At 62.8% G+C, this 24482-nt stretch carries 22 protein-coding genes; 9 read left to right on the top strand and 13 right to left on the bottom strand.

Annotation, left to right across the window (positions count from 1 at the left end; all coding sequences use genetic code 11):
• Positions 1-51: 51 nt before the first annotated feature.
• The 6 genes from C7441_RS00815 to C7441_RS00790 form a co-directional block, all read right to left on the bottom strand.
• The gene (locus C7441_RS00815) at positions 52-354 is read right to left on the bottom strand and encodes an urease subunit gamma (protein WP_019173684.1); all 303 of its coding nucleotides are present in this window, start codon (positions 352-354) and stop codon (positions 52-54) included.
• A 39-nt stretch (positions 355-393) separates the two neighbouring features.
• On the bottom strand, positions 394-1233 hold the full coding sequence (locus C7441_RS00810; protein ID WP_170124968.1) for an urease accessory protein UreD: 840 nt from the start codon (positions 1231-1233) through the stop codon (positions 394-396).
• Positions 1234-1518: 285 nt separating this feature from the next.
• Positions 1519-2079 carry a sarcosine oxidase subunit gamma gene (locus C7441_RS00805; protein WP_109611293.1) on the bottom strand — a complete coding sequence of 187 codons (561 nt, stop codon included), beginning with the start codon at positions 2077-2079 and terminating at the stop codon, positions 1519-1521.
• A gap of 10 nt (positions 2080-2089) precedes the next feature.
• A complete protein-coding gene (locus tag C7441_RS00800; RefSeq protein ID WP_109611292.1) occupies positions 2090-5089 on the bottom strand; it encodes a sarcosine oxidase subunit alpha in 3000 nt (999 codons plus the stop codon).
• Positions 5086-5388, bottom strand: coding sequence for a sarcosine oxidase subunit delta (locus C7441_RS00795; protein ID WP_109611291.1), 303 nt, complete (start codon positions 5386-5388; stop codon positions 5086-5088). Before C7441_RS00795 ends, C7441_RS00800 begins: the two co-directional genes overlap by 4 nt.
• 13 nt (positions 5389-5401) lie before the next feature.
• Positions 5402-6655 (bottom strand): sarcosine oxidase subunit beta family protein, encoded by a 1254-nt coding sequence (locus tag C7441_RS00790; protein ID WP_109611290.1) that lies wholly within the window; start codon positions 6653-6655, stop codon positions 5402-5404.
• A gap of 110 nt (positions 6656-6765) precedes the next feature.
• On the opposite strand from C7441_RS00790, the gene C7441_RS00785 reads away from it, so the two are divergent.
• Positions 6766-7770, top strand: a complete 1005-nt coding sequence (locus tag C7441_RS00785) for a GlxA family transcriptional regulator (RefSeq protein ID WP_210205591.1) — start codon at positions 6766-6768, stop codon at positions 7768-7770.
• 73 nt (positions 7771-7843) lie between these two features.
• Positions 7844-8647, top strand: a complete 804-nt coding sequence (locus C7441_RS00780; protein ID WP_244916018.1) for a glycosyltransferase family 2 protein — start codon at positions 7844-7846, stop codon at positions 8645-8647.
• Positions 8648-8671: 24 nt separating this feature from the next.
• Here C7441_RS00780 and C7441_RS00775 read toward each other — a convergent pair whose 3' ends face one another.
• The 5 genes from C7441_RS00775 to C7441_RS00755 form a co-directional block, all read right to left on the bottom strand.
• Complete coding sequence (locus tag C7441_RS00775; RefSeq protein WP_019173691.1) at positions 8672-9766, bottom strand: ABC transporter ATP-binding protein; 1095 nt, start codon at positions 9764-9766, stop codon at positions 8672-8674.
• On the bottom strand, positions 9763-10599 hold the full coding sequence (locus tag C7441_RS00770; protein WP_109611287.1) for an ABC transporter permease: 837 nt from the start codon (positions 10597-10599) through the stop codon (positions 9763-9765). The genes C7441_RS00775 and C7441_RS00770 overlap by 4 nt, the downstream gene beginning before the upstream one ends.
• The gene (locus C7441_RS00765; protein WP_109611286.1) at positions 10596-11441 is read right to left on the bottom strand and encodes an ABC transporter permease; all 846 of its coding nucleotides are present in this window, start codon (positions 11439-11441) and stop codon (positions 10596-10598) included. The genes C7441_RS00770 and C7441_RS00765 overlap by 4 nt, the downstream gene beginning before the upstream one ends.
• Before the next feature lie 125 nt (positions 11442-11566).
• Positions 11567-12703: a polyamine ABC transporter substrate-binding protein gene (locus C7441_RS00760; protein WP_109611285.1), complete on the bottom strand. Its 1137-nt coding sequence runs from the start codon at positions 12701-12703 to the stop codon at positions 11567-11569.
• Between the two features lie 92 nt (positions 12704-12795).
• Positions 12796-13710, bottom strand: a complete 915-nt coding sequence (locus C7441_RS00755) for a LysR substrate-binding domain-containing protein (protein ID WP_019173696.1) — start codon at positions 13708-13710, stop codon at positions 12796-12798.
• 96 nt (positions 13711-13806) lie between these two features.
• On the opposite strand from C7441_RS00755, the gene C7441_RS00750 reads away from it, so the two are divergent.
• Entirely contained in the window at positions 13807-14586 is a 780-nt protein-coding gene (locus tag C7441_RS00750; protein WP_026060705.1) for a creatininase, read from the top strand.
• A gap of 376 nt (positions 14587-14962) precedes the next feature.
• Here the strand turns inward: C7441_RS00750 and C7441_RS00745 are convergent, their stop codons facing one another.
• Both C7441_RS00745 and C7441_RS00740 read right to left on the bottom strand, forming a co-directional pair.
• Positions 14963-16177: a M24 family metallopeptidase gene (locus C7441_RS00745; protein ID WP_109611284.1), complete on the bottom strand. Its 1215-nt coding sequence runs from the start codon at positions 16175-16177 to the stop codon at positions 14963-14965.
• A 193-nt stretch (positions 16178-16370) separates the two neighbouring features.
• On the bottom strand, positions 16371-17312 hold the full coding sequence (locus tag C7441_RS00740; protein WP_040693259.1) for a LysR substrate-binding domain-containing protein: 942 nt from the start codon (positions 17310-17312) through the stop codon (positions 16371-16373).
• A gap of 121 nt (positions 17313-17433) precedes the next feature.
• Between C7441_RS00740 and C7441_RS00735 the strand changes: the two genes are divergently transcribed.
• The 6 genes from C7441_RS00735 (at position 17434) to C7441_RS00710 (ending at position 24480) form a co-directional block, all read left to right on the top strand.
• Positions 17434-18474: an aromatic ring-hydroxylating dioxygenase subunit alpha gene (locus C7441_RS00735; protein WP_109611283.1), complete on the top strand. Its 1041-nt coding sequence runs from the start codon at positions 17434-17436 to the stop codon at positions 18472-18474.
• On the top strand, positions 18471-19574 hold the full coding sequence (locus C7441_RS00730; protein WP_109611282.1) for a 2Fe-2S iron-sulfur cluster-binding protein: 1104 nt from the start codon (positions 18471-18473) through the stop codon (positions 19572-19574). Before C7441_RS00735 ends, C7441_RS00730 begins: the two co-directional genes overlap by 4 nt.
• 63 nt (positions 19575-19637) lie before the next feature.
• Entirely contained in the window at positions 19638-20765 is a 1128-nt protein-coding gene (gene hisC / locus C7441_RS00725; protein ID WP_109611281.1) for a histidinol-phosphate transaminase, read from the top strand.
• A gap of 60 nt (positions 20766-20825) precedes the next feature.
• On the top strand, positions 20826-22790 hold the full coding sequence (locus C7441_RS24465; RefSeq protein WP_109611280.1) for a DUF2817 domain-containing protein: 1965 nt from the start codon (positions 20826-20828) through the stop codon (positions 22788-22790).
• Between the two features lie 77 nt (positions 22791-22867).
• Positions 22868-23662: a transporter substrate-binding domain-containing protein gene (locus C7441_RS00715; RefSeq protein ID WP_019173705.1), complete on the top strand. Its 795-nt coding sequence runs from the start codon at positions 22868-22870 to the stop codon at positions 23660-23662.
• A gap of 110 nt (positions 23663-23772) precedes the next feature.
• Entirely contained in the window at positions 23773-24480 is a 708-nt protein-coding gene (locus C7441_RS00710; protein ID WP_109611279.1) for an ABC transporter permease, read from the top strand.
• Positions 24481-24482 lie beyond the last annotated feature (2 nt).

Raw genomic sequence — 24482 nt, 5'->3', positions numbered from 1 at the left:
TCGCTCACCCTGCGCCGCCGGCTTTCGCCGGGATCTTTTAAGCCGGACGCCTCAGCGTATCGGCTCTTGTACCGTAACCAGCTTCGTGCCGTCGGGGAACATTGCTTCGACCTGCACATTCGGGATTATGTCGGCCACGCCGTCCATGACCTGTTCGCGGGTGAGGATATGCGCACCCGCCTCCATCAGGTCGGCGACCGAGCGTCCGTCGCGAGCGCCCTCCACCACGAAATCGGTAATGAGCGCGATGGCCTCGGGATGGTTCAGCTTCACCCCGCGTTCGAGCCGGCGGCGCGCCACCATGGCGGCCATCGCAATCAGCAGTTTGTCTTTTTCCCTTGGTGTCAGATTCATCTTTTCAACCGTTTCAGCATTTTCCGCCGTGCGGCGTTCCTAGATTGACCATACTTTCGGCAAGCCGGCCTGCCCGTTAAGCAGTGCCAGCAAGGGCATCAACCGCTTGCGAAGAGTATAACCATCAGGAGCGTAGAGGCGCGCCGCCAGCTTGGTGCTTTCGCCGACCCGCCACACACTCACTCCTGCCTGTTCATCCAGCGTATCACGCGCGCGCGCCAGTCGTCTCTCCGCATCTGCTGCTATCAACAACACCGTTGCCACAGCCCTCGCCCCGCCCGCGACCGCAGCCTTGCCCAACTGGTCCGCGACCTTCGGGCCAAGCCGAAAATCCTCGGCATGCACCAGCCTGCCACCGACGCGAACGCGCCAGCGATCATGGAAGTGCGCCTCTTCGACGGTTTCGCCCATGGCCTGACGGCCAAAAAGCGTCGCTTCCGAGATCAGCACTTCGGCATCGGCTGCCACATCCACGTCCAGCTTGCGCGAGAGGACGGCGCCGTTGAACAGGATCGTCTCCTGCGGAAGCCAGGCCAGACGCGTGCCTTTCGCTGCCGTCAGCGTGGAAGACACGAGCGATTCGCCACCCGCCGAGCGGTAGATGCGCTCGCAGGCCTGCGTGGTGACAACCGCAGATGCGCCTGTCTCGACACCCACCTCCCAGCGGAGCCGGTCCCCGCCGGTCAGGCCGCCGGATGTATTGATCAGCACGGTCTCGAGCGGATCGCTCATGGTGCGGGGCATACGGATCTTGGCGGCGCCGTCCTGGTAGAGACGCGCGATGCGGGACCGTCCGTCCTTGTGCCTTATCGAAACCGCGCCCAACCCATCGACGCGTTGAGAAGAAAGCTCCCTCAAATCGCTAGTGACCTTGATCATGGCGCTATTTCGCCCGCCTCGGAAAGCGATTCAAGACGCATTCTCGTCAAGATGTGTCGCGTTCAGGCATATTTCCGAATTCTAGCGGGAGGGGGAAGGCCTGACGCATCGGGGCCAGAGCATATAGCGCCGACATGAAATCACTTGGCGTTGCGTATATGCAGAAAATTCAATCAGGTAGATCGTGACGTCGCCGGAAAGCCGCTTCACGCTTTCCGGCATCGTCGTCTGGGCGCGAGCCGGCCGGGTTGACGCGCGGCATGTTTCCCTCACGGCAAGAGCGTCTCAGATGTCGAGTTCGATCTCGCGGCCGGCCGCCTGCAGAAGCCCCCAGACATGGTCGGCGAAGGAACGCCAGACCTCGATGCGGAAGCGATTTTCCGCTTCGCGCAACAAGACGATCTGGGCCTTGTCGAAGATGGTGCGGCAACCGCTGCCGACAGGCATCGCCTCGATGTCGAAGGCAAGCGCAGATTGCAGCGCAAGCACCGCATCCGAGCCCTCGATCTCGATGCCAACCTCGCGATGGCCGATATCGACGAGACTGTGAACAGCAGTCGCATAGAGATCGGCAAAGGCTTGCTCCACCGCCTCCTGCTCGGCCAGCGGCGCGGTGAGATACCATTCGTCCGGACCAAGGCAGATCGCCCGCTTTTCTCCGGAGATGGCGGTTTCGCCGATTTTCGCCGGCAGGTTCAGGCCGAACGCCTTCGACGCTTTTTCAATCTCGGCCGGGTCGATCCGCAGGCTGAAGCGGGCCGTATCGGCCGCCACACGGACGATGAGCGGCATGGCCTTGCGGATGGCGATCTCGCGGCCGACCAGCGGGTGATGTTCGTGCATCATGATCGTATTCCTATGCGCTCAGACGCTTGTTGTCGGGATCGTAGAACACCGTGCCGGTGATGCTGGCGGCCAGCGTGCGCCCCGGCATCGGGATATGTACGGTTTCGCCCTCGCGGGCCCGCCCGCCCTCGACCACGGCAAGCGCGATCGAGCGGCCGAGCGCCGGGCTCCAGTAGGAGGACGTGACGTGGCCCACCATCTTCATCGGCAGCGTCTGGTTGGGATCGAGCACGATCTGCGCACCCTCCTCCAGCACCGTGTCCGGATCGGATGTCAGCAAGCCCACAAGCTGCTTGCGGTCTTCCTTCAGCATGTCCGGCCGGCTCAGCGAGCGCTTGCCGACAAAATCGGGCTTGGCCTTACCGATGGCCCAGCCGAGGGCGGCATCGTCCGGCGTCAGCGTGCCGTCGGTGTCCTGACCGACGATGATGTAGCCCTTCTCCGCGCGCAACACGTGCATGGTTTCGGTGCCGTAGGGCGTGATGCCGAGCTGCTGCCCGGCCCCGTGGAGCTTTTCCCACACCGCGCGGCCATAGCGCGCCGGCACGTTGACCTCATAGCCCCGCTCGCCGGTGAAGCTCATGCGGAACAGCCGCGTCGGCACACCGCAGATGCGCCCTTCGGCCACCGACATATGCGGGAACGCCTCTTCCGAGAGGTCGATGCCCTCGACCAGCGGTTCCAGCAGCTTGCGTGCATTCGGCCCCTGCAGGGCAATCACCGCCCACTGCTCGGTGGTGGAGGTGAGCCGCACCTTAAGGTCCGGCCATTCGGTCTGAAGATAGTCCTCCATCATGGCCAGCACGCGCGCGGCCCCGCCCGTGGTGGTGGTGACATGGAAGCGGTCGGGCGTGAGGCGGCCGATGACGCCGTCGTCTCGGATGAAGCCGTCCTCGCCGAGCAGCACGCCGTAGCGGCAACGGCCCACGCCAAGCTTCAGCCACGGGTTGGTGTACATGCGGTTGAGGAATTCGGCCGCATCCGGCCCGACGATCTCGATCTTGCCCAGCGTCGAGGCGTCGAACATGCCCAGCGTTTCCCGTACCGCCTTGCATTCGCGCGCCACAGCGGCATGCATATCCTCACCGGGCTGCGGGAAATACCAGGCGCGCCGCCACAACGACACAGGCTCGTAAACGGCTCCGTTTTCCTCGGCCCACCCATCGATCGGCGTCTTGCGCGTCACCTCGAACAGCTCGCCGCGATTGTAGCCGGCAAAGGCACCGAAAGTAGTCGGCGTGTAGGGCGGGCGAAAGGTGGTGAGGCCCACCGCCGGCGCCGGGCGCTTCACCGCATCGGAGGCGATGGCGAGACCATTGATGTTGGAGGTCTTGCCCTGATCGGTCGCCATGCCGGTGGTGGTGTAGCGCTTGATGTGCTCGATCGACTTGAAGCCCTCGCGCACGGCGAGCCTGATGTCCTTGGCGGTGACGTCGTTCTGGAAATCGACGAAAGCCTTGGCCCTGGACGCGTTGCGGTCGGTCGGCAATTCACGGTTGCTGACGCCGGTCAGCGGCACTTCGTTCCCGACCTTGTAGATTCCCGCCTTCGCCTTGAAGCCGGCATCCACGGCAGCGCCCACGCCCGCCGCGGCACCTTCCGCAAGGGCCGCCGCAAGACCGAAGCTGCCATTGCCGGCGCCGACGCAGCGGCTCGCCTCGGCGTGATCGCCGGGCAGGAACATCTGGCCGTCCTCGTTCCAGTCGAGCTTGCCCTTGGTGTGCGAGAACAGATGCACGCTCGGCGTCCAGCCGCCGCTCATCAGGAGCGCGTCGCAGGCAATCGTGCGGGCCGGACCGACCACGCCGCCACGGCTGACCGGGTTGACGCGCGCGGAAGCGACCCGCAGTCGGCCGCTGGTGCCGGTGACGGTCCAGCCTGCCAGCACTTCGATGCCGAGAGCCGCAGCGCGCTGCTTCAGATGGCCAGCAACCTCGGGCCGGATATCGACGATGGCAGCGACCTTCACGCCTGCCTCGGCAAGATCGAATGCGGCCAGCCAGGCGCTGTCATGCGACGTCACCACCGCCGGGCGGTTGCCGACCTTGACGCCAAAGCGGTTGAGATAGCTGCGCGCGGCACCGGCCAGCATCACGCCGGGGCGATCGTTGCCATCGAACACCAGTGGCTTTTCGATCGAGCCCTGCGCCAGCACGACCTGTTTTGCCCGCACCTTCCACATGCGCTCGCGCGGCGCGCCTTGCGGCGGGCTGGCCAGATGGTCGGTCAGCCGCTGGCACAGGCCGATGAAATTCTGGTGGTAGTAGCCGATTGCCGTTGTGCGGGTCAGTACGGTGGCGTTTGGCAGCGTTGCGAGCTCGGCCATCGCTGTGTTCAACCACTCCCAGCCGGAAAGGCCGTCGATGCCGGCATCCGTTTCCGACAGCAGCGAACCGCCCGGTTCGGCCTGCTCGTCGCAGAGAATGACCCTGGCGCCGATGCGTCCGGCTTCGAGCGCAGCTGCCAACCCTGCCGGCCCGGCGCCGACGACAAGCACGTCGCAATGGGCGAAACGGCTGGCATAGGTATCTGGATCCGGTTCGGTCGGCGACTTGCCGAGACCGGCGGCACCGCGGATGAAGGGCTCATAGACCTTGTTCCAGAAGGACTTCGGCCACATGAAAGTCTTGTAGTAGAAGCCGGCCGAAAACAGCATGTAGAGCGCGTCGTTGATCGCGCCGATGTCGCGCTTCAGCGACGGCCAGTGGTTCTGGCTGGTGGTGCTCAAGCCGTCGAAGACCTCGAGCACCGTTGCCCGCGTGTTGGGTTCGAAGCGGCCCGGCCCGCGACTGGTGCCGACCAGCGCGTTCGGCTCTTCCGACCCGGCCGACAGAATGCCGCGCGGGCGATGATATTTGAACGAACGGCCAACCAGATGCACGCCATTGGCAAGCAGCGCGGAGGCCAGCGTGTCGCCCTGGTAGCCGTGATAGTTGTCGCCGTTGAAAGCGAAGCGCACCGGCTTGCTGCGGTCGATGCGGCCCTTGCCGGGAATGCGGTAGCTGGTCATGACCGTGCTTCCTTGAGTTCGGTCTCGGTCGGGCGGGGCAGCCCGGCCTTGTAGGTCATCACGAATTTGTCGCTGACGGTGTCGCGCACGGCATTGAAGAACCGGCCGCAGCCATGCTGGTGGCGCCAGCGCTCGAAATGTGTGCCGCGCGGATTGGAGCGGATGAACAGGAAGTCCTTCCACTCCTCGTCCGTCAGCTGCGACGGGTCGGCCGGGCGCGCGATATGCGCTTCGCCGGCATAGGTGAATTCGAGTTCCGGGCGCTCGGCCTCGCAATAGGGGCAGCGGATGAGCAACATCTTTCGGTTTTCCTCAGTGCGCGACGGCGGCGGCCGCCGCCTCGTCGATCAGCCGGCCGGTGGTGAAGCGCTCCAGCGTGAAGGGCGCGTTGATCAGATGCGGCTCGTCGCGGGCGATGGTGTGGGCAAAGACATGGGCCGAACCCGGCGTTGCCTTGAAGCCACCCGTGCCCCAGCCGCAATTGACGTAAAGCCCCGGCACCGGCGTCTTGCCGATGATCGGCGAACGGTCGGGGGTAACGTCAACGATGCCGCCCCATTTGCGCAGCATGCGCATGCGCGTGAAGATCGGGAACACCTCGCAGATCGCCGCCACCGTGTGCTCGATCAGCGGCAGGCCGCCGCGCTGGCTGTAGGAAACATACTGGTCGGTGCCCGAACCGATCACCAGCTCGCCCTTGTCGGACTGCGAGATATAGGCATGTACCGTGTTGGACATGACCACACAGGGAAAAATCGGCTTGACCGGCTCCGACACCAGCGCCTGCAAGGGATAGCTTTCCAACGGCAGGCGCACGCCGGCCGTATCCATCACGACGGATGTATTGCCGGCTGCCGACACCGCAACCTTCTTCGCCTTGATGAAGCCCCTGGCCGTCTCGACACCCATGACCTTGCCCGACGCATCGCGGCGGATCGCCGTCACCGGGCAGTTCTGGATGATATCGACGCCACGCGCCGCAGCGCCGCGCGCATAGCCCCAGGCCACCGCGTCGTGGCGGGCGACGCCGCCGCGCCGCTGCAGGGCCGCACCCATCACGGGATAGCGGGCATTGGCCGCGATGTTGAGCGGCGGGCAATATTCCCTGGCCTGCTCCGGCGTCAGCCACTCATTGTCGATGCCGTTCAGCCGGTTCGAATGGATGTGGCGCTTGAAGCTCTGCACGTCGTGCACATTGTGCGCCAGCATCATCACCCCGCGCTGCGAGAACATGACATTGTAGTTCAGCTCCTGGCTCAGGCCCTCCCACAGTTTCATGGCATGCTCGTAGAGCATGGCGCTTTCGTCATAGAGGTAGTTCGAGCGGATGATGGTGGTGTTGCGGCCGGTGTTGCCGCCGCCGAGCCATCCCTTCTCGATGATGGCGACATTGGTGATGCCGTGCTGGCTCGCGAGATAATAGGCCGCGCCCAGGCCATGCCCGCCTGCGCCGACGATGATGACGTCATACTCGGCCCTGGGCTCGGCATCGGGCCATTGCGGCTGCCAGTTCTTGTTACCGGTCAGGGCGTTGGTGAGCAGCGACGAAAACGAAAAGCGGGCCATAGCACACCCCGGAGTTCAACATGGCCCGAGTATCGAGGACTCTTTCCACGTTGGACAGAATAGTTGCGTCAGCATAATGTTACCCTTGCGACATGGTCGCGGGAGGCTTCATGGAACAGAGCATCAGATCCGGTCAGCAGCCGAGGCGCGGAACGCCTGCGCCGCGCCTGTCGGTAGGCTTTATCCTTGCCCGCCGCTTCACGCTCTGCGCCTTCGCCAATTTCGTGGACGTGCTGAGGTTAGCCGCCGACGAAGGCGACCGCAGCCGGCCCATCCTGTGCGAATGGACGCTGCTGTCGGACACGATGAGCCCCGTGGCCTCGAGCTGTGGCGTTCTGGTGCAACCCAATGAGCGGCTGGGCGATCCGGGGAAGTTCGACTACATCGTCGTGGTCGGCGGCCTGATCGACGAAATCCCCAATCTCAGCCTCGAATATATGCGTTACCTGCAACGGGCCGCAGCGGCGAAAGTGCCGCTGGTGGGCGTCTGCACCGGGGCCTTCATCCTGCACCGCGCCGGGTTGATGGACGGCTATCGCTGCTGCGTGAGCTGGTTCCACCACGCCGATTTTCTGGAGCAGTTCGACGGCCTGAAGCCCGTCTCCGACCAGATATTCATCGTCGACCGCAACCGGCTGACCTGCTCGGGCGGCGCAAGTTCGGCGCATCTGGCCGCCTATCTGGTGGAAAAGCATATCGGTCGCGCACAGGCCCGCAAGAGCCTGCACATCATGATCATCGACGATGCTCTGAGAGCGGAGAAGCCGCAGCCCGGCATCCCGCTCGACCTCAAGACCGACGATGGGCTGGTGAAGAAGGCGCTGCTTCTGATGCAGCAGAATATCGACGCGCCGCTTTCCGCCGCCGAAATCGCGCGGCGGCTGGGCACCAACCGGCGCCAGTTGGAAAGGCGTTTCCAGACCAGCGTCGGCATGGCCCCGACGCTCGCCTACAAGATCATGCGGCTGGAATATGCCGAGTTCCTGCTTCGCCACACCGATCAGTCGGTGACTGAAATCGCCACCTCGACGGGGTTCTGCGATTCATCGCATTTCATCCGGGCTTTCCGCGAGCGCAACGGCACCACGCCCGCTGCGTATCGTACCCGGCTATAAACTTTGCACGGTCGTTGATTGAACTTGCGCGGTTTGGCTGCTAATCCGCGCCGATCGAAGGAACAAAACAGCCTTGTTACGCGTCATATCGCTCTCCACTATTCCACCACGATTTCAGGAAATCGGCCCCACGCTCGACAGCCTTGCAAAACAGGCTGGCGTGGACGAAATCCGCCTCTACATCCCGAGAGCCTACAGGAGGTTCCCCGAATACAGCGGAGAACTTCCGGACGTTCCTGACCGCATCAAGATCATCCGACCGGATGACGATCTCGGACCGGCATCGAAAGTCTTGTTCACCATACAGTCACTTCGCGAAACAGAAGCCCAGATCCTGTTTTGCGACGACGATCGCATCTATCAGGCCGGGTGGGCCGAGCGATTGCTTTCCGAACAATCCGCCAGACCGGAAGACTGCGTCGCCGTAATCGGCAAGGACCTTCCCGCATCTGCCCGCTCCAGGCAGCCGCGCGCGGTGCGGGCAAGGCGCACCGTCAAGTATCGCGCCCACCGAATTTATCATCGGATTACCAAAGGGAACGTCTATCCGCGTCCGGAACCCGTGATTATCGCAAAGCCCGGCTATGTCGATGTTCTGCAAGGCTATGGTGGCGCGGTTGTCCGTCCGCGTTTTTTTGACGATCGGGCGTTCGACATACCGGACGTGCTGTGGACGGTGGATGACTATTGGCTTTCCGGGCTTCTGGCGGCCAGGGGTATCGGCATCTGGCTGCCTGCCGGCTTTGAAAGGCCGGCCGCTACGTCCGCAAATGACCTTGACGCCCTTTTCGATGCAACGATCGATGGTGCCGGCCGCCTGGAAGCCAACCAGCAATGCATCTCATATATGCAACGTCACTTCCACATCTGGTCATAAACGTTCCCTGCCGCTGCAACTCCCCTATTCGCCCGGCAGGATATGTGTGGCATCCGGGCGCCACGACACCCAGACACGTACACCCGGCTCCAGATTGAGCTGCTCGAGTTCCTCGTGGCTCTTCTGCGCCTTGATTTCGACGCGCTCGGCGCCTTCCAGATGGATCACCGCCGTGGCACCGACGAACTCCTCGCCCACGACCGATGCCTGCATGCCGTTATAGCCATCCGCAGGCGGCTCGTTGCTCAGATGGATGCGGTCGTCCGACACCACGAAGGTCGCCTTGTCGCCCTTGACCAGCGGCCGGGCGGCATTGGGCAGCACGATGAATTCGCCCGCCGGCGTGGCGATCTTCACCGACTTGCCGTTCACGTAGGAGACATTGCCGGCGAAGATGTTCGAAGAACCCAGGAATTCGGCTACGAACTTCGTGTGCGGGGCGCGATAGATTTCCTGCGGGTTGCCAATCTGCTCGATGCGGCCGCGACTCATGATGACGACACGGTCGGCCATCGAGAACGCTTCCGACTGGCTGTGCGTGACATAGACGAAGGTGATGCCAAGCTCGCGCTGCAAGTTGGATAGCACCGTCTGCATGCGCACCTTGAGATGCGCGTCGAGCGCGGACAGGGGCTCGTCGAGCAGTAGGATTTCCGGCTCCGTCACCAGCGACCGGGCGAGCGCGACGCGCTGGCGCTGGCCGCCGGACAGATGCGCCACATTGCGATCGGCGAACTCGGTGATCTGCATGCGCTCCAGCCACATATCGACACGCTTGCGGCGCTCCGACCTTCCGATGCCGCGCATGCGCAGGCTGAACTCCACATTCTCGCGAACCGTCAGGAACGGGAACAGCGCCAGGCTTTGCCACACCATCGGCGTGTCGCGCTGCCAGGTCGGCAGGTCGTTGATGCGCTTGCCGGCAAGGCGGATTTCGCCCTCGCTCGGTGCTTCCAACCCGGCCAGCATGCGCAGCGTCGTGGTCTTGCCGCAGCCGCTGGAACCCATGATTGCGAGAAACTCACCCTTGCGGATTTCAAAGTTCATCTTCTCGACGGCGACGAAGCTTCCAAACCTCTTGACGACACCGTCGAAGACGACGAGGGGCTGGTCGGTCATGACTGGGTTACTCCGGCTGGTACTGCCGCGACCTTGGGCGCGGCACTGCGTTTCATGAGCAGTATCTGGGCAAGCACCACCAGCGTCATCGAGATGATGAAGACGAAAGTGCCGATGACGTTGATACGTGGGCTGACCTGACCCTGGAGGAAGCCGAGCACCTTGACCGGCAAGGTCTCGTTGAGCCCCGAGACGAACCAGGCAACCGCGAATTCGTCGAAGGACACCGCCATGGTGATGAACAGCGCGGCAAAGATCGCCGGCTTGCAGAAGGGGATGATGACATGGCGCATCGCCTTCCACTCCGACGCGCCGAGATTCCACGCCGCCGCCTCCAGCGACGGATCCATCTGCGACAGCCTGAGGCGAACGATCGCCATGGCGAAGGGCGCGCACATCACCACATGGGCGATGATGACCGAGTGAATGCCTCCCGACAGGCTGATGTTGGACAGGAACGCCAGCATCGCCAGGCCGAGGATGACCACGGGGATGGTCGGCGGCAGAAGAGCCAGCGCCAGATAAAAGGTCTTGCCGAAGAACTTGTAGCGGAAATCGGTATAGGCCGCGCCGAAACCTATGGCCGTCGCCAGCACAGACACGACGATGCCCACGATCAGCGTGTTGCGCAGCCCTTCCCATACCAGCGGATCGTTGAATACCGCCTCATACCATATCGTGGAGAAGCCCCCGAGCGGAAGCGACGGAAAGCGATCCACATTGAACGAGAAGACAAAGCTGGCGGCGATCGGCGCGAAGATGAAGGCGAAGGCCAGCAGCACGTAAAGCTTCAGCGCCCAGTCGATCAGCCGGTTGCGGTTGAAGTCGTTCATCGTCCGCGCTCCCTGTAGGCGTAGCTCACCGCGGCAAAGGCGACCGCGAGCAGCGTTGCGATCATCGTCAGGGCAATCACCGCCGCCCGCGGCCACTGCTGGCCGGACTTGGTGGTGTCGGTGATCAGGATCGACAGCGTGGGCGGGTCGCCGCCGCCGAGATAAAGCGGGCTCACGAAGTCACCGAATGTCAGGATGAAACAGAACAGCGCCGCGATTACGAGGCCGACCCTGGCCGACGGCACGACGACCTCGAACACCGTGCGCAGCCGGCCACAGCGCAGATTGTGCGCAGCCTCGATCAGCGTCCTGTCGACGAAGATCAGGCTGAAGAGCTGCAACAGGACAACCAGCGGGAAGCTCAGTGTCAGATAGCCGACCATGGTCCCGAAATTGGAGTTGAGCATGCCATATGGCCCCAGCCCGACCTTGGCGAACAAGGCGTTTATGATGCCGTTGTCCGACAGGAATATCTGCCAGGAATAGACGCGCACCAGATAGCTGGTGAAAAACGGGATGACCATCAGGAAGATGGCCCAGCGGCGCGCCGTTTCCGACAGCTTGAAGGAAATGGCATAGGCGCAGGGAAAGGCGAGCGCGCTGGTGATGACGGCGGCGGCGGTCGCCAGCCCGAAGGTACGCAGATAGGCGTCCCAGAAGACCCCGCGGCCGAGCATACGCACCCAGTTGACGGTGTCGAAGTCGGGCTCCATCCGGAAGTTCCTGACCGTCCAGAAGCTCAGCGCGATCAGGAAGAGCAGCGGCGCCAGGAAGAACAGGGCCTGCCAGACCAGCATCGGCAGCGAAAAGGTCAGTCCGTAAAGTGTGATCGATTTCCGCATCGCGTGGGGTCCAGATTGTTGGCACGTCTGCTCGGCCCACACCGTGCAGGAATTGCCGGTTGGGGGCAGACGCGAACGCCCGCGCCCCGATGCTCACAATGCTGAAGCCTTAACGGCCCTGCAAGCTACGAGCCCTTGTATTCGGACCAGAAATCGTTCCAGTCCTCAAGGCTTTGCTGTACCGGTAGCTGGCGGTATTTGATGCGGCCGTCGCGGATCAGATCCATGGCGTTGTGCTCATTGAGCAGCATGCCCTGCCGCTTGGCCTCCTCGGGCGTTTCCTTGGCCAGAAGCTCCCAGCCCTTCTTGTTGGGGATGAGGCAGGGATAGGCCGCCATATTGGCCGACTTCACCTGCCCCTTGGGCGAGGTGATGTACTGGATCCACTTCCTGGCCAGCTCCGCTTTCCTGGTGCCTTTGCCGATGGAGAAGGATTCGGTGAACTGAAGCCCGCCCTCCTCCGGAATGACGCTGCGCACCTTGGCGCCGTTGCGCTCCAGCGTACCGGTGATCCAGTCGCCGATGCCGGCCATGGCCAGCATCTGGCCGTTCTGCAGCGACGAGAAAGTGCCGCCATAGTCGAAGAAGCCACCGATCTGCGGGCGCAGCGACAAGGTCTTTTCCTGCACCGCCTTCCAGGCCGCCTCGTCTATGTCATAGGGCGAGGCATTGCCGTTGAGCAGGCTGATCTGACCCAGATTGGGCAGATGCCAGTCGAAATGCCCGACCTTGCCCTTCAGCTTCTCCGCCCAATAGACATTGTAGGTCGAGGCTTCCTTTTCAGTGATGGCCTCGGTGTTGTAGGCGACGCCGAGAAAGCCGAAACGGGTGAGCACCGAATAGAGCTTGCCATCCTTCCAATGGCCGGGGAACTGCTGGAACTCGGGGAAATAATCGTCGAAATTGTAGTCCTTGGGGTCGAGTTCCTCGATATAGCCCGCAGCGTTGAGCTGCTGCACATATTCGGCATCGGACAGGATGAGGTCGAAGGTGCCGGGAGGGGACTGAGCGATCAGGCCCAGCATATTGTCGCCGCCGGTATAGTATTTCGGCTTGAACTTGACGTTGTTTTCCGCCTCGAATTCGGCAACGACATCAGGCTCGGCATGGCCGTACCAAGCCAGCATGGTAAGCTCTACGGGCTCGGCGAAAGCGAGCCGGCTAAGGTAAGGCATCGCGAGAACGCCGCCCCCCAATACGCTCGCGCCCTTGAGAATTTCGCGCCGGGTGCGCGGCCCCGACAACACGCCCTTGATCGTCATCGCATTCCCCTTTTTTGGTTTTGTTTCCGCAAGGGTATGCAGAGCAAATATATTTGGAAAATTAATTCTGATAATTTCCGCATTTACGCTGCTTATTGCCGATCGAGCTCTCCGGACGCGCGCATGAGGTCGCCGGAAACGCCGGCCTCGTCCAGTCTGGCGATGATGTGGTTGATCAGCCTGATGCCCGCGTCCGACAGGCGCGGATGCTTGTAGAATAGCCCGACACGGATTTCGGCAAGTGCCGGAAAGCCGTCCCGTTCATCCAGTTCGCGCATGCCGGGCAGCATCGTGTAGCGGGTGAGCGCGCTGACGCCGAGACCGTTGAGGACGGCATTTTGCAACCCGCTGATGCCCGGCCCCGTATAGGCCACACGCCAGCGCACGCGGGCTGCGTCAAGCGCCTGGATCATGCGTTCCCTGTAGGCGCAGCCTTCGGGATGGGCGGCAAGGGGAATATTCCCCGCAAGATCGAAGGTCACGCCCTCCGCAGCCGCCCATATCGGCCGCTCGATCCATGTGCGGGAGAGATATTGCGCCCTTTCGCTGTTGACCATGGCGATGGCAAGGTCGAGTTCGTCGGCACGCAGCCGGTCGAGAATCTCGGCGCTCCAGCCGCAATATATCTCCAGCGAGATTTCCGAATGCCGGCGCGTATATTCGGTGATCACACCCTGCAGGAACGCCACCGCATAGTCGTTCGGCAACCCCACCCGCAGCACGCCCGAAATCTTGGCGCGGTTGAAATAGGACGCCGCTTCGTCATTGAGCCGCAATATTTCGCGGGCGTAGCTCAACAGCATCTCGCCCTCGCCGGTCAGCATCAGCGTGCGCCCGACCTGTTTGATGACCGGTGCACCGACCAGGTCCTCCAGCCTGCGTATCTGCAGCGAGATCGCCGGCTGGGTGCGGCCCAGCACATCGCCGGCCTTGGTGTAGGCGCCAAGGTCGATGACCGAAACGAAGGTCCGCAGCAGATCGGTCTGGAAGTTGGTGATGTTGCGCATGGATTTCAAATCCTCATACAAGGATGACGATTATAAATTTCTCATATCTTCGCAATAGCCTCAATTGTTGGCTGCAAGACAAAATGGGAGATGTCCATGCCTGAGCAGTCCGTTTTCGCAGCCGAGCTTTCCTGGGCCGACTATGACGCCAGGGTGCGAGGGGGAGACACGCCGATCCTGCTGCCGATCGGCTCGATGGAACAGCACGGCCACCACATGCCGATGAATGTCGATGTGCTTTTGCCCGTCGAGTTCGCGCGCCGCGTGGCAAGCCGCATCGGCGCGCTGGTCGCCCCGCCCTTCACTTATGGCTACAAGTCGCATCAGAAATCCGGCGGCGGCAATCACTTGCCGGGCACCACCAGCCTCGACGGCGCCACACTGGTTGCGGCGCTACGCGACGTCCTGAAGGAATTCGCCCGCCACGGCGTACGCCGCATCTGCCTGTTCAACGGGCATTTCGAGAATTCCTGGTTCATCATCGAAGGCATCGATCTGGCGCTGCGCGAGCTCAAATGGAGCGGCATCGACGACATGAAGGTCGTCGTGCTTTCCTATTGGGATTTCGTCGACAAGGACACGATCAACCGGCTTTACCCGAAGGGTTTCCCCGGTTGGGAGATCGAACATGGCGGCGTGCTGGAAACTTCCCTGATGCTGGCACTCTACCCCGAACAGGTGCGCCTGGAGCGCGCGATCGACCATGCGCCGGCAAGCTTCCCGCCCTATGACGTCTATCCGCCCAAGCCGGAATGGACGCCCGCCAGCGGCACGCTGTCCTCGCCGAAGGAAGCCTCGGCCGAAAAAGGCGAGATCCTGCTTCAGGTCTGCGCCGATGGCATAGTCAAGGCTCTGGAAACCGAATTTCCGCGTTAGAGTCCGATGACGTTTGCGAAAACCGATTTCCACTTTTCGCTGACGCGGTCCTTCGGACTGGGGTCAAGCACTTAGATTGCAAGACGTTTTCCGTATGAAAAGCCGCGGTGTCCCCGCGGCTTTTGATGTCCAATCAGAAAGATCGCCACGGCATGTCAAGTCCGCGCTTCCGGTCGGCTTTGCGCCCATCAGGCACGGGCGCTCCTGTTGGCTTGGAAACATGCTTGCACATCGCGGCAATGACCTGCGCGGCAAGGCGCGACAAATCTGCCGCGCCCAGGCCCGGTGCCGGGCGACGGTGGACGGACGGCTTGTCCATCCACCGATCCGGCCAGTCGTGAGGAATATGGAAGCCCACGATAAGCCTCCGATCCCGTCAGTTCCTGATGATGTTGTGCTCGGGGCCGAAGGGGAAGCCGGTGATGTTCTCGGCACCGTCCTCCTGCACGATGAGGATGTCGTGCTCGCGATAGCCGCCGGCGCCCGGCGTGCCTTCCGGCAGCATCACCATGGGTTCCATCGACACCACCATGCCGGGTTCCAGCACGGTGTCGATATCCTCGCGCAGCTCCACGCCCGCCTCGCGGCCGTAATAGTGGCACAGCACCCCGAAGGAATGGCCGTAGCCGAACGAACGGTATTTCAGCAGGTCCCATTCGCGATACATCTCGTTGAGCTCAAGCGCGATGTCCTTGCAGCGCGCGCCCGGCTTGATGAGTTCGAGCCCGCGGCGATGGACAGCCACGTTCTTCTCCCAGATGTCGAGGCTGGCGTCATCGACATGATCGCAGAACAGGGTGCGCTCGAGCGCGGTGTAGTAGCCGAAGATCATCGGGAACGTGTTGAGCGAGAGGATGTCACCCGACTGCACGATGCGGTTGGTGACCGGGTTATGCGCGCCATCGGTATTGATGCCGGACTGGAACCAGGTCCAGCTGTCCATCAGTTCCACGAAGGGGAACGACTTGGCGATTTCCCGGATCATGGCGTTGGTGGTGGCAATGGCCACCTCATGCTCCGGCACGCCGGCCTTGACCGCGGCCACGCAGGCCGCGCCGCCGACGTCGCAGACGCGCGCGCCCTCGCGGATCAGCTTGTGTTCCTCGGCCGACTTGATTGTGCGCATCCACATCGAAGGCTGGCCGACATCGACGAACTCGACGCCCGGCAGCGCCTCCTCGAGCTGGCGGCGGAAATCGAGCGTGACATGGTCGAACTCGATGCCGACGCGCTTGGCGCCCGGCGTCAACTGGCGCACGGCGCGGTAGAAATTGTCACGCCGCCAGTCGGTATAGGTGATGTTGTCGCCGAAGCTGCGGCGCCATGGCTGCCCGCCGTCGATGCCGGCCGAAATGGTGGTGGCGTTGTTGTGGTCGATGACCATGCCGTATTTACGGCCGAAATAGCAGTAGAGCCAGCCCGAATAGTAGTTGATGCAGTGGTAGGACGTGAACAGCGCCGCATCGACATCATTCCTGGCCATCCAGCCGCGCACGTCATTTTGCCGGCGCGCCATCTCGGCATCGGAGAAGGGCGAATAGTCCTTCTCGCCGTTATGCCACTTCATAACGTGCAGCATGTCGTCGGTCATGAGATGTGGTACGTCATCGGTCATTACACTGCTCCTCCTGGTAACCGGACCTGATGCAGCGAGACTAAATTCGACAACAGCATTACAAAAATTTATTCAAAAAATGCGCACATAAGGCATCTTTATGCCACCTCCCCGGTGGCGCATTGGCCACCGCAAGGCGTCAAAGCCGGGATGATCGCAAGCCATCCCCTCAAAGCGCATGTGTCTGCTGCCTTGTATATTTCGCGCCATGTTGAGCAGCGATCGACATCATCCATGTGCGCAATTCGGATCCGAACGGCTTTTGCAGCGCCGAACGGTCCCAGGCGAGGAAATAGGGATGCGGCAGCTTCAGCGGCAGGTTGAACGGCACCACCAGCCGGCCGGAGGCTATGTCGTCTCCGGCCATGGAAAGTTGCGCCAACACGAAGCCCCGGCCGTTTACCGCCGCATCGATGGCCGCGCTGGACATCGAGAACGCCACGTCTCCCGCAACCTTGCGATGCCTTTCGCCGATGCTTGCCGCCCATTCCGCCCATGTCGGGGGCGAGCGATGGTCGCGCGCCCATTCGATGGCGAGAAGCGGGCGCTCGAGGATGTCCGCCGGCCTGCGCAGCGGCTGCCGCTCCAGCAGCATCGGTGAGCAGGCCGGCACCACCCAGTCGGTGAACAGTTCCGAAAAATGATCGTAATCGCGGTTCTTGACGCCATAGGAAATGCGGAAGTCGAATGGTTCTTCACCGAACCGCACTTCCTCCTCGGCGCCGATCAGCCGCACCGTGGCGCCGACATGACGTGCCTGCCAGTCAAAGAGCTGCGGCGCCAGCCATTTGCTGGCAAGCGAGGGCAGGCACGAGATGGTAAGGGCGCTTTCGGTGCGCGCCCGCTCGAGCAGCTCCTGCGCCTCGCGGATATGGGAAAAGCCCGTCGATATGGCCGAGTGGTAAAGGCGTCCCCAGGAGGTCATGGTCACGACCCTGCCGCGCCGCTCCAGAAGCTGCACGCCGAGCGTCTCTTCCGCCTTGCGAATCTGCTGGCTGACGGCTCCGGCCGAAACGCCCAGCTCTTCGGCCGCCCCCGTTACGCTTCCGAGCCGGCCAAAAGCCTCGAAGGCCTGAATTGCGCGCAAGGGAGGCGATTTCATCACATGCATCCATCGAAGTGTTTTTTGTTTTAGTTTTTCTAAAATAAAACGCAGATGCAAGTCCTTTTTGCGTCGCGGCGTCCACGCTAGCCTTGGTCAATCAAACGAGGTCTCCGGGGAGGATGCGGCCATGTTTCTCAGGAATTGCTGGTATGTCGCCGCGTGGGATCACGAGGTCGGCAACAACGAGTTGAAGCCGATCAAGATTCTCGGCGAAGAAATCGTTCTCTATCGTAGGACCGATGGCGTGGCAGCCGCGCTGGAAGATGCCTGCCCGCACCGCAAGCTGCCGCTCTCCATGGGGCGTATCAAGGGCGACAATGTCGAATGCGGCTATCACGGCCTGACCTTTGACTGCACCGGCACCTGCACCCGCGTTCCGGGCGCCGAGAAGATTCCCCATGTGGCACAGGTGCGCAGCTATCCGATTGCCGAGCGCTACGGCCTGCTGTGGGTCTGGATGGGCGACCCGGCCCTGGCCGATCCGGCGAAGATTTTCCAGGTCGAGCACTGGGGCGATCCCGACTGGGGCGTCAATCGCGGCGAATCCATGACGCTCGAGTGCAACTATCTCTACATGACCGACAATCTGCTCGACCCCTCGCATGTCGCCTGGGTGCATCAGAGCTCGTTCGGCAATTCGGCCGCCGAGGAAGCGCCGCTCGAAACCACCGTCGGCGAAGACGGCGTGACCGTCTGGCGCTGGATGACCGATGTCGAGCCCGCCCCCTTCTACGCGCCCTATCTGAAATTCCCCGGCAATTGCGACCGCAAGCAGCACTATGAGGTGCGCTATCCGAGCAACGCCATCATCAAGGCGATCTTCGTGCCGGCCAACACCGGCGGGGAAGGCAAGCCCTACCATGAGGATGTCTTCCTCATGGACAGCTACAACTTCATGACCCCCGTCGATGAGAACCACACCAAATATTACTGGTTCCAGATGCGCAATTTCGCGCCCGACGACGAAGAGGTGTCGCGCCAGTTCGCCAAGTCGGTGCGTGGCGCCTTCGATGAGGACCGCGTCGTGCTCAACGCCGTGCACAAGGGCATGGCCAACAAGCGCACGCCCAACCTCGACCTGAAGATCGATGTCGGCCCGCTGCGCTTCCGTCGCAATCTGGCCAAGCTGATAGCGGCCGAAGACCAGCAATTGGCAGCGGCCGAATGAACGCCTTCACCGCCCCCGTCAACGTACGCCGGAGCGGATTTCGCGAACTCAAGGTGGTGGACAAGGTGCGTGAAAGCGCCATCATCACCTCGTTCCATCTGGAGCCGGTGGACCCGGACGGCTGGCGGCCGTTCGAGGCGGGACAGTTTCTGATCTTCCGCATCCCTGCCCCGAGCGGCGGCGATTTCGTGCTGCGCAACTATAGCGTTTCCTGTTCGCCGGAGCGCCATGGTTCCTACCGCATCACCGTCAAGCGCGAGGCGGCACCTGCCGGCGACGTGCCGGACGGCGTCGGTTCCTGCCATCTGCACGACCGGATCGAGGTCGGCGACGTCCTGATCGCCGAGGGGCCGCGCGGCGACTTCGTGCTCGACCGCGAAAGCAGCCGGCCTGTTGTGCTGCTCAGTGGTGGCGTCGGGCTGACCCCGCTGGTCTCGATGCTGCATGCGCTGGCCGGCAGCGAGCGGAAGGTGTTCTTCATCCACGCTTGCGAGAACGGCGACGTGCACGCGCTGCGCGACGAAGTGGAGACGGTAGCGGCATCGCGGCCGGGTGTGAACATACATTTCTGCTATCGCTTCCCGACTGAGGCGGATCACAAGGCCCACCGGCATCACAGCGAGGGCGTGGTCACGCGCGAGGTTCTGCAAAGCCTTCTGCCGCTCGATGATTACGACTTCTATCTCTGCGGCCCGTCGCCCTTCATGCAGGCGGTCCATGGGCTGCTGCGCGGGCTCGGCGTTCCGCGCCAGCGCATCGCCTATGAGTTCTTCGGACCGGCAACGTTGCTCGAACAGCCCGCCGCGCCTGCGCCAACGCCGGTGCGGACAGAGATTCCGGCTGGAGCGGAGACGGTCGAATTCCGGAAGTCCGGCCGCACGGCCATATGGGACAGCGCGGCGGAATCGCTCCTTGCCTTTACAGAGGATCAGGGACTCTCGCCGGAATTCAGTTGCCGGGCCGGTATTTGCGGCACCTGCAAATCGCGTCTGATTTCCGGAGAAGTCGAATATTTCGAAGAGCCGCTCGACGAACTCGCGCCCGGCGAAGTGCTGCTGTGCTGCTCGAAGCCGAAAGGGTCCATCGCCTTGGATTTATGACGGGCGCGGCGCCCGAATACCAATACGCACTCCAGGTAAGCCCCAGAGAACGGAAGCAACGGCGTGGACCACACAATCGACGACATCCCGGCAGACGCACTGGCCTTCAATCCGCATGTCGCGGCGCTGCCGCCCTATAATGCCGGCATGAACATCGCGGTCGCGCGCTCCATCTCGGGCCGCGCCGACATTGCGCGTCTTGCCAGCAACGAAAACCCCGACGGCTGTTCGCCGGCGGTTCTGGCCGCCCTCTCCTCGCCCGCGCTGGAGCCCTGGCGCTATGCCGACCCAGCCTGCACCGCGCTGCGTGCCGCCCTTGGCCGCAAGCTGGACGTGGCGCCCGATACGATCGTAGTCGGCAACGGCTCGGAGGAGATGATCGCTGCCGTTTCGCGCGCCATGCTGGTGCCCGGCAGCCGGGTGGCGACGGTTGTGCCGAGCTTCGGACTGCATGAGATCGAACCGCTCGCGCAAGGGGCCGAGGTCGTCAAGGTGCCGATGACGGCCGATCTTGCCTTCGATCTTGACGCGCTTGAGCGGTCGATAGCCGCCGGCCCGCGCATCGTCTTCCTGTCCTCGCCGTGGAACCCCGTCGGCCCGGCCCTCGACCGGTCGTCGCTGGAACGGCTGATCGCGGCGGTCAGGCCGGGCACGCTGTTCGTGCTCGATGAAGCCTATTTCGAATTCGCCGACGCCACTTGTCCCGACGGGCTGAAGATACTGCGCGAAAGCGGTGTTGCTTTCGTCGTGCTGCGCACCTTTTCCAAGGCCTATGGCCTCGCCGGGCTGCGGGTCGGCTATGCAGTCTGTTGCAATGCCGAACTGGCGCGGGTGATCACCGCCGCCAAGACCCCGTTCAACGTCAACGCGGCCGCGCAAGCCGCTGCAATCGCCGCATTGGGCGACGAGGCTTGGATGCTGGCTTCGGTCGAGCGCCTGCGCGGCGAACGCCAGCGTGTTGCAATAACGCTGCAAGGACTTGGCTTCACGGTCGCGCCTTCGCAGACCAATTTCCTGTTCTTCGATTGCGGCGGTGACAGCGCAAGCCTCGCAGCCGTGCTGCTCCGGCAAGGCATCATCGTCAAGGCATGGCGTGAGAAGGGCTACGAGCGCTATCTGCGCGTCACCATCGGCACCGCCGCGGAAAATGATCACTTCATGAGTGCGTTGGGACAGGTCACGCGCCGATGAATCATATACAGCCTCCCGCTTCACAAACCGACAACAACAACCAGAACGGAGCTGAAGCCCATGCGTGATGTGTCCGCGCCGCGCCCCTATTCCGTAGGCTTCGCCGAGCTGCGGCAACGATTCCGCAAGGCTGCCGAGCGCGCAGGCGCGGAGCTGACGGAATATGTGCACCCGCTGCACGGTCCGGGCGGTGAAGCCCTAGCCACAGACGTGGCCCTGATCGGCCGCCGCAACGCGTCCAAGCTGATGGTGCTGATCTCCGGCACCCATGGGGTCGAGGGCCAGTTCGGCTCGGCATGCCAGACGCAATGGCTGGAGGAGAACGCGCCATGGCGGTTGCCGGAAGATACGGCCATCCTTGCCATCCATCTCATCAATCCCTGGGGCACGGCATGGTCGCGGCGGGTCAACGAAGACAATGTCGACCTTAACCGCAATTTCGTCGACTGGCAGGCCGGCGCCCCGAAAAACGACAGATATGCGGACCTTCACGGAGCGCTCGTCTGGCGTGAATGGGAAGGCTCCGGGCGCGCAAATGCCGACGAAGCGCTGGCGGCGGCCACAGCCAAACTGGGCGGCCATGCAGGGCTGGCGCCCATCGTCGAGGCCGGCCAGTACGACTTCCCCGACGGGCTGTTTTTCGGGGGCACAGGCCCGACATGGTCAAACCGTACGCTGCATGACATCCTTTCAAGCTTCGCAGGCGCGGCCCGCGAAGCCATCGTGTTCGACCTCCATACCGGAGCCGGCCCCTACGGCTACCCTGCCCTTCTCTCGGTCGCCGAGAACGAGCATGACGGTCTTGCCTGGGGCAAGGCGGTGTTCGGTCCGGCTCTGTCGGTAGTGCTGACCGGCAAGGAGGCCACCACCGACACCGGCATCGCCGCCACTGCGACGGGTTATGTCTCGGCCGCAGTCCGCAAGGCCATGCCTGATGCCCGCGTCCTCCCGCTCGTCATCGAGTGCGGCACGCTCGATGGTCCTGTGGTCATGGACGCGGTGCAGGCCGACAACTGGCTGCATCTCTACGGCAAGGTCGATTCACCGCTCGGTCAACGCATCAAGGCAACATTGCGCGCTGCTTTCATTCCCGAAGATCCCGATTGGCAGTGGAACTGCCTGGCCACCAGCCTGCGCTATTTCGATCGCGCCTTTGCCGATCTCAAGGCGGTGGACGCTGGCGGGTGCAACGATGCATCCCGTGCGCCCGCGATGGCCACGACCATTGTTCAGCCGCATCCTGCGGCAAGTGCGGCGCGCGCAACGCCGGCGATCGAAGTCGTCAACCTGCACAAGAGCTTTGGCCAGCTCGAGGTGCTGAGCGGCGTGGGCCTGTCGGCAAGCGCCGGCGAGGTGGTTTCCATGATCGGCTCGTCCGGGTCGGGGAAAAGCACCTTCCTGCGTTGCATCAACCTTCTCGAACAGCCCAATGACGGCCGCATCATCGTCGATGGCGAAGAAATCCGGATGAAGAAAGCGTCCGACGGCAAAGCCCAGCCGGCCGACATGCGCCAGGTCGAGCGTATCCGCGCCCGCGTCGGCATGGTGTTCCAGAGCTTCAATTTGTGGCCGCATCTCACGGTGCTCGAAAACATCATCGAAGCGCCGGTGCATGTACTGAAGGAGCGTCGCGCCGACGCGGTCGAGCGCGCCCACGAACTGCTCAGGAAAGTGGGGCTTTCCGACAAGCACGCCCATTATCCGGGCCAGTTGTCGGGCGGCCAGCAGCAGCGCGCGGCGATCGCGCGCACGCTCGCCATGCAGCCCAAGGTCATCCTGCTCGACGAACCGACATCGGCGCTCGACCCTGAACTGGTCGGCGAGGTGCTGCGCGTCATCCGGCAGCTTGCCGAGGAGGGCAACACGATGATCCTCGTGACGCACGAAATGCAGTTCGCGCGCGAGGTGTCGCACAAGATCCTCTTTCTCCATCGCGGCAAGGTGGAGGAAGAGGGCGCGCCGGCGGAACTTTTCGCCAACCCGCGTTCGGAACGTCTGCGCCAGTTCCTGGCGCGCACGCTCTGACCGGGCGCGCTTCAAGGAGCAACCGGGCGCCGAGCCCGATGCAAATCAACAAACGTCAACAATGGGGAACTGAAAACATGAAATTGAAAGTTCTTTCGCTGCTCGCTTTCCTCGCTGCCGGGGTGAGCAGCTCGTTCGCCGCCGGCGAACTCTCGATCGGCACCGAAGGCGCCTATCCGCCCTGGAGCATGGCCGACGCCGCCGGCAACGTCACCGGCTTCGACGCCGATGTCGGCGCGGCCCTTTGCGCCAAGCTGGACAGGAAGTGCCGCTTCGTCGTGCAGGCTTTCGACGGCCTGATCCCGGCGCTGAAGGCCAAGCGCTTCGACGTCATCATCTCCGGAATGTCGATCACCGAGGAGCGCAAGAAGGAAATCAACTTCAGCATCGGCTATGCCGAGCTTGCCAATATGTTCGTGGCGCCGAAGGGGTCCGACCTCGCCGGCATCAAGGACATCGACACGCTGCTCAAGTCGCTCGACGGCAAGAAGGTCGGCGTGCAGGCAGGCACCACCCATGCGCATTTCCTCGAAAAGCGCGTGCCCGGCGCCGACCTCAAGACCTATGACACGCTCGACCAGATGCAGATCGACCTGGCTACCGGCCGCATCGATACGGCATTTGCGGACCTGTCGGCACTGCAGGACTTCCTTGCCAAGCCGGATGGCCAGAACTTCCAGCTCGTGGACGTGAAGATCCAGAGCACCTACGACTCGTCGCTCGGCGAAGGCATCGGCGTCGGCATCGCGCAGGACAACACCGCGCTCAAGGCCGAAATCGACAAGGCGCTGTGCGAACTCGTTGCCGACGGCTCGATCGGCAAGGCCAGCGAGAAGTGGTTCAAGACGGACATCTCCCTGCCCTGCAAGTGATGCCGAAATGGCTGCCCGCCTTGCATGCACGCGGGCAGCCGACTCACGCCTGAAGGCAGCGCAACACCGCCTCAGGACACAACCACCACAAACCAGCGTGGGCGTAGCCGATGGAATTCGGTCTTTTGCAGGTATGGGAAGGCGGCTGGGTCAGCGCCATCATGCGCGGAGCGGCGATCACCATTGCCGTGGCGATAGCCGCGATGATCGGCGGCTTCGTCGTCGGGATAATCTGCGGTCTGATCAAATGGGGCCGCATTCGCCCGCTGACCTATATCGTGGACGGCTATACGGCGGTCATTCGCGGCGTGCCCGAACTGCTGATCATCTATCTTCTGTTTTTCAGCTCGGTCGAATTCGTGACCAGGGTGGCGACCGCCTTCGGCTATGCCGGACTCGCCGACAGCGGCTATGCGTTCGTCATCGCGGTGATCGCCATAGGGGCGATCTCGGGCGCCTATTCCACCGAGGTCGTGCGCGGCGCCCTGGCGGCCATCCCCCAGGGTCACATCGAGGCTGCCCGCGCATTGGGGCTTCCGGGTCCGCGCATCTTTCGCCGCATCATAGCGCCGCAGATGCTGCGCATCGCCATTCCCGGCATGAACAATGTCTGGCAGGTCACCATCAAGGACACCGCGCTCGTGTCGGTGGTGGGGCTGCAGGAACTGATGCGCACGGCCTTCATCGGCGCCAACACCACCCGTCACCCCTTCATCTTCTATCTCATCGCGGCAGTGGTCTATCTCGCGATCACGCTGGTCAGCCAGACCGGCATCGATCAGGCCGAACGCCTGCTCAGGCTCCGCTCAAGGAAGTAATC

The sequence above is a fragment of the Pseudaminobacter salicylatoxidans genome (assembly GCF_003148475.1).
GTDB lineage: Bacteria > Pseudomonadota > Alphaproteobacteria > Rhizobiales > Rhizobiaceae > Pseudaminobacter > Pseudaminobacter salicylatoxidans.
This window is presented reverse-complemented; position numbering and strand designations above follow the sequence as displayed.